This window comes from Kordiimonas lipolytica (assembly GCF_001550065.1).
On record NZ_LRUB01000009.1, the window covers coordinates 1 to 5293 of the forward strand.

Annotated in this window: 6 protein-coding genes; 1 reads left to right on the top strand and 5 read right to left on the bottom strand. The window is 55.2% G+C overall.

All coding sequences use genetic code 11. The features are described 5' to 3' along the window. Positions 1 to 13 precede the first annotated feature (13 nt). Positions 14 to 955 (bottom strand): IS110 family RNA-guided transposase, encoded by a 942-nt coding sequence (locus tag KORM41_RS04540; protein WP_082719706.1) that lies wholly within the window; start codon positions 953 to 955, stop codon positions 14 to 16. Between the two features lie 247 nt (positions 956 to 1202). Between KORM41_RS04540 and KORM41_RS22345 the strand changes: the two genes are divergently transcribed. Beyond that, positions 1203 to 1325, top strand: a complete 123-nt coding sequence (locus KORM41_RS22345) for a hypothetical protein (protein ID WP_269448952.1) — start codon at positions 1203 to 1205, stop codon at positions 1323 to 1325. Here KORM41_RS22345 and ychF read toward each other — a convergent pair. The 4 genes from ychF to KORM41_RS04560 form a co-directional block, all read right to left on the bottom strand. Next, positions 1322 to 2425: a redox-regulated ATPase YchF gene (ychF, locus tag KORM41_RS04545; RefSeq protein ID WP_068145217.1), complete on the bottom strand. Its 1104-nt coding sequence runs from the start codon at positions 2423 to 2425 to the stop codon at positions 1322 to 1324. The two genes, KORM41_RS22345 and ychF, sit on opposite strands and share 4 nt — an antisense overlap. Before the next feature lies 1 nt (position 2426). Beyond that, positions 2427 to 3161: an aminoacyl-tRNA hydrolase gene (gene pth, locus KORM41_RS04550; RefSeq protein ID WP_068145220.1), complete on the bottom strand. Its 735-nt coding sequence runs from the start codon at positions 3159 to 3161 to the stop codon at positions 2427 to 2429. 51 nt (positions 3162 to 3212) lie between these two features. Beyond that, positions 3213 to 3860: a 50S ribosomal protein L25/general stress protein Ctc gene (locus tag KORM41_RS04555; RefSeq protein ID WP_068145225.1), complete on the bottom strand. Its 648-nt coding sequence runs from the start codon at positions 3858 to 3860 to the stop codon at positions 3213 to 3215. A 273-nt stretch (positions 3861 to 4133) separates the two neighbouring features. Further along, positions 4134 to 5075, bottom strand: coding sequence for an IS110 family RNA-guided transposase (locus tag KORM41_RS04560; RefSeq protein WP_082719706.1), 942 nt, complete (start codon positions 5073 to 5075; stop codon positions 4134 to 4136). Positions 5076 to 5293: the final 218 nt, after the last annotated feature.

The following is a 5293-nucleotide window of genomic DNA, read 5'->3' on the forward strand; positions in this document are numbered from 1 at the left end:
AAAAGCAGCGGTGTTATGTGTCAAGCGCGGCTGCATAGTGATCCCTCATTTTTGCGTTTGCGCGAATGAGGATTTTTCTAGTGACTGCAATGAGAGCGACTTTACCGGGCTTCCCGTTTTCCCTGAGGCGTTGATAGAAAGCTTTCATTTCCGGATCGAAGCGAATGGCGGGGAGTGTCGCCACATATAAAGCATCGCGCACATGTTTCCGTCCTCCTGTAATTGTCCGCCTGCCGCGCATTAGACCACTATCCCGGTTGATTGGGGCTAGACCAACGAGCTTGGCGATTTGTCCTTTGTCGAGATGACCCAGTTCCGGCAGGCCTGCCAGCAGGAAGCAGGCGGTCCGCAATCCAATGCCCTTTATTGAAGTCAACACTTTGGCCCTGGCCTTGAGTGCTGCATCCTGTTCCAGGCATTCCTCCATCGCTTCCACAACGGCTTGACGCTGTTCCAGCAGGAAATTCAGAGCCTCTTCGATCCAGTCTCTTGCCTTGTTCAGCAGCTTTTCCCGGCGGTTCTTTTCCTGGACAATCATGTGGGACAGCTGTTTGTATCGGACTACGAGGTCTGAGAGTTCCTGCTGCTGTTCAGAAGGTTGTTCAAGAAGGCGTGTTTCCATGCGCCTGCCATAGTCGGCTAGCACAAAGGCATCCACCTTGTCGGTTTTGGCCAATTGCCCACTGGCCCGGGCAAACTGACGGATATATCGGGCATTAACTTTGGCAACCGGCAACCCGGCTGCAAGCAAGGCATCTGTGACCATGCGTTCATAGCCACCTGTAGGCTCCAGGATCAGCCGTTCAATGTCTTCCCTGTCAGCAACCCACGAAAGGAATTTGGCAATGCCGGATGTATTATTGGTAAATGTGTCTGCTTCGCCTTCTGGCAGCAGGCAAACGTCAAAGGATGATTTTGATATGTCGATCCCAATGGATCGCGTGGTATAAGTCATTGGCTTTGTCTTTCTTATACACGAGCGTAAAAGCTCACTCAGCGGTTCGACGAAGCCTCTGTGGTGCGGAAGGGTTATGCTTTTTTACGACCGTAAAAGGTCTTGCCCCGAGTGGGCTCAACCACATTCCGCACCTTGAACAGGGGGTGGCCACCCCCTGTTCAAAATCAAAGAGGCACGAAGATCATAACAAATCTTCGTGCCTCTCAATGTATAAGGCCCCGCAATCGCGAAGCCTTTGAAGCTGGTGTTTCTTTTTTGGATCGTGTTTTTCCTGACCTACTTCGCCTATGACGTCTACTATTGGTGGCAGGAAGGTCCGGGCCTTGAGCATTACTATTACTGCCAGCCCAACTGGTTCTGCGATTAGTTCGCGAAGCGGAAGTGCAGTACGTCGCCGTCCTGCACGATATATTCCTTGCCCTCAAGGCGCATCTTGCCCGCGTCTTTCGCACCCTGTTCGCCGCCACAGCCGACAAAATCGTCATAGGCAGTGGTTTCGGCGCGGATGAAGCCTTTTTCAAAGTCTGTGTGGATCACACCGGCGGCCTGAGGCGCTTTGGTGCCCTTTGTGATGGTCCAGGCGCGGCATTCTTTGGGGCCCACGGTGAAGTAGGTGATCAGTTCCAGCAGGTCGTAGCCTGCGCGGATCACGCGGGCGAGGCCGGTCTGGCCAAGGCCGAGTGTCTCCAAGAACTCTGACTTGTCTTCTTCGCTGTCGAGCTGCGCGATCTCTGCTTCCACAGCGGCTGAGATCACAACGCAGCCAGCATCGTTCTTGGCGGCCATTTCCTCTACCGCGCGGGAGAAGTCATTGCCCTCAGACGCGCTGTCTTCATCCACGTTGCAGATGTACAGGATCGGCTTCGAGGTCAAGAGCTGAAGTTCCTTGAAGGCGCGTTCTTCGTCCGGGCTGTTGCGCTCAACGAAGCGGGCTGGCTTGCCTTCCTTGAGGAGCGGGATCGTGCGTTCGATCATTGCCATGGTCAGCACTGCTTCCTTGTCGCCGCCGCGTACCTTGCGGCCCAGGCCGTGGATGCGGCCTTCAAGGCTGTCGAGGTCAGCCAGCATCAGTTCCATCTCGATGGTTTCGGCGTCCGATACCGGATCAACGCGGCCATCAACATGGGTGATGTCGTCGTCTTCAAAACAGCGCAGCACGTGGCAGATGGCATCGGTTTCGCGGATGTTGGCCAGGAACTGGTTGCCAAGGCCTTCGCCTTTTGACGCGCCGCGCACGAGGCCCGCGATATCCACGAAGGACAGCTGGGTCGGGATAATCTCCTTGGAGTTCGCAAGCGCCGCCAGCTTGTACTGGCGGTCATCCGGCACCGGCACCTGGCCCACATTTGGCTCGATGGTGCAGAAAGGGTAGTTTTCCGCCGCGGCATTTGCCGTGTTGGTGAGCGCGTTAAAGAGCGTTGATTTGCCCACGTTCGGCAGGCCAACAATGCCACACTTGAAACCCATATCAGTCTTCCTTCTTGAGCGCCCTAAGGGCTTCGGCCATGGGGCCTTCGTTATTCTTTGGTTTGGCGGGGTTTGCCGCGAGTGATCTGGTCACCGGGCTGCGCGCCGCCTTCTCATCTTCACCAGTTGCCTCACCTTCCGGCTTCCCTTTGCCGGTAGACGGCCGGGGCGGGTTGATGTGGCGCGAAACTTCCGTCATGAAGCGCGGGTTGTCGCCCTGGGCCAGCCAGGCAGCTTCGCGCGCGATCGCGTCCAGTATCTTTTCAAGCTCAGCCTGTTCTGCCTTGGCAAAATCGCCCAGCACATGGCCGTGTACGCGGGATTTATCGCCCGGGTGGCCAATGCCGATGCGCACGCGGGTGAAATCTGGCCCGATATGCTGCGTGATGGATCGGATGCCGTTATGGCCCGCGGCGCCGCCACCCACTTTCACCTTCACCTTGCCGAACGCGAGATCAAGCTCGTCGTAGAAGACAACCACATCGGCGGGCGTCAGCTTGAAGAAGCGCATGGCTTCACCAACGGCCTGGCCCGAGAGGTTCATGAAGGTTTGCGGCTTGACCGCGATCACCTTCTCCGTCCCCAGCCGGCCCTCGCTTGTCAGCGCCTGCCAGCGGCTTTTTTCAGGCAAAAAATTATGGCGGCGAACAATCTCGTCCACCGCCATAAATCCAACATTGTGCCGGTGGCCTTTGAATTTGTCGCCTGGATTTCCAAGACCGACAAATAAAAGCATGGGATATCCCTTCCGGCATAAAAGGGCGCAGCGTGTGCGCCCCAATGTGTTTTACTCTTCGCCGCCTTCTTCTGCAGCAGCTTCTTCCGCTTCGCCTTCGCCTTCTTCAGCAGCGTTCGAAGAGGACTTGAGGCCAGACGGAGCAACGATCGCACAGATCGTGAAGTCACGGTCGGTGATTGTTGGCTCACAGCCTTTTGGAAGCTTCACGTCGGAAATCTTCACAGCGTCGTTGATGTCCAGATCAGCAACCGAAACTTCGATGTGCTCTGGGATCGCGTTCGCTGGAACATTCACTTCGATCTCGTGACGGGTGTAGTTGATCACGCCGCCGCGCTTCAGGCCAACGGATACTTCTTCACCAACAACATGGATCGGAATTTCCATCGTCACGACAGCACCTTTGCCCAGACGCAGGAAGTCGATGTGCATCGGCATGTCGGATACTGGGTGCAGTTGCAGGTCACGTGGCAGAACGGTGGTCTTCTTCTTGCCAACCTGTACGTCGAACGTGTGGGACATGAAGCCGCCACGGTTGAGAAGACGGATTACTTCGTTCTGAGGGATCTGAATTGCTTCAGGTTCTTTGTTGTCGCCGTAGATTACAGCTGGTACTTGACCAGCACGACGCGTTGCACGGGAGGCTCCCTTACCTACACGCTCACGCGGCTCAGCAACGATGGTGACGATGTCAGCCATGGTATTTCTCCAAACTCTATAACGGTGCGGGGACCATCCCCACGCCGACCGCCACTTCCTCCAGGGATGCAAGGGCGGAGTTGCTCATACGGGCGATCCCATATGAGTCGGGCGCGATGTACCGCGATTCCGGGTAAAATGCAAGCTGGAAACGGCCTTTGCACGAGCTTCGGGCCGATTCTCTGATGTTTTTTGTGCCATGGTGTCAGGCGGCGGCCTTGGCATCAACGATGATTAGGGCATCAAGGGCGGCACAAAGAAAAAGCAGCGGTGTTATGTGTCAAGCGCGGCTGCATAGTGATCCCTCATTTTTGCGTTTGCGCGAATGAGGATTTTTCTAGTGACTGCAATGAGAGCGACTTTACCGGGCTTCCCGTTTTCCCTGAGGCGTTGATAGAAAGCTTTCATTTCCGGATCGAAGCGAATGGCGGGGAGTGTCGCCACATATAAAGCATCGCGCACATGTTTCCGTCCTCCTGTAATTGTCCGCCTGCCGCGCATTAGACCACTATCCCGGTTGATTGGGGCTAGACCAACGAGCTTGGCGATTTGTCCTTTGTCGAGATGACCCAGTTCCGGCAGGCCTGCCAGCAGGAAGCAGGCGGTCCGCAATCCAATGCCCTTTATTGAAGTCAACACTTTGGCCCTGGCCTTGAGTGCTGCATCCTGTTCCAGGCATTCCTCCATCGCTTCCACAACGGCTTGACGCTGTTCCAGCAGGAAATTCAGAGCCTCTTCGATCCAGTCTCTTGCCTTGTTCAGCAGCTTTTCCCGGCGGTTCTTTTCCTGGACAATCATGTGGGACAGCTGTTTGTATCGGACTACGAGGTCTGAGAGTTCCTGCTGCTGTTCAGAAGGTTGTTCAAGAAGGCGTGTTTCCATGCGCCTGCCATAGTCGGCTAGCACAAAGGCATCCACCTTGTCGGTTTTGGCCAATTGCCCACTGGCCCGGGCAAACTGACGGATATATCGGGCATTAACTTTGGCAACCGGCAACCCGGCTGCAAGCAAGGCATCTGTGACCATGCGTTCATAGCCACCTGTAGGCTCCAGGATCAGCCGTTCAATGTCTTCCCTGTCAGCAACCCACGAAAGGAATTTGGCAATGCCGGATGTATTATTGGTAAATGTGTCTGCTTCGCCTTCTGGCAGCAGGCAAACGTCAAAGGATGATTTTGATATGTCGATCCCAATGGATCGCGTGGTATAAGTCATTGGCTTTGTCTTTCTTATACACGAGCGTAAAAGCTCACTCAGCGGTTCGACGAAGCCTCTGTGGTGCGGAAGGGTTATGCTTTTTTACGACCGTAAAAGGTCTTGCCCCGAGTGGGCTCAACCACATTCCGCACCTTGAACAGGGGGTGGCCACCCCCTGTTCAAAATCAAAGAGGCACGAAGATCATAACAAATCTTCGTGCCTCTCAATGTATAAG

What these genes read in the sequence shown, in the direction of transcription:
- KORM41_RS04540 (WP_082719706.1), bottom strand. Translation starts at nt 955, where the DNA reads ATGACTTATACCACGCGATCCATTGGGATCGACATATCAAAATCATCC.
- ychF (WP_068145217.1), bottom strand. Translation starts at nt 2,425, where the DNA reads ATGGGTTTCAAGTGTGGCATTGTTGGCCTGCCGAACGTGGGCAAATCA.
- pth (WP_068145220.1), bottom strand. Translation starts at nt 3,161, where the DNA reads ATGCTTTTATTTGTCGGTCTTGGAAATCCAGGCGACAAATTCAAAGGC.
- KORM41_RS04555 (WP_068145225.1), bottom strand. Translation starts at nt 3,860, where the DNA reads ATGGCTGACATCGTCACCATCGTTGCTGAGCCGCGTGAGCGTGTAGGT.
- KORM41_RS04560 (WP_082719706.1), bottom strand. Translation starts at nt 5,075, where the DNA reads ATGACTTATACCACGCGATCCATTGGGATCGACATATCAAAATCATCC.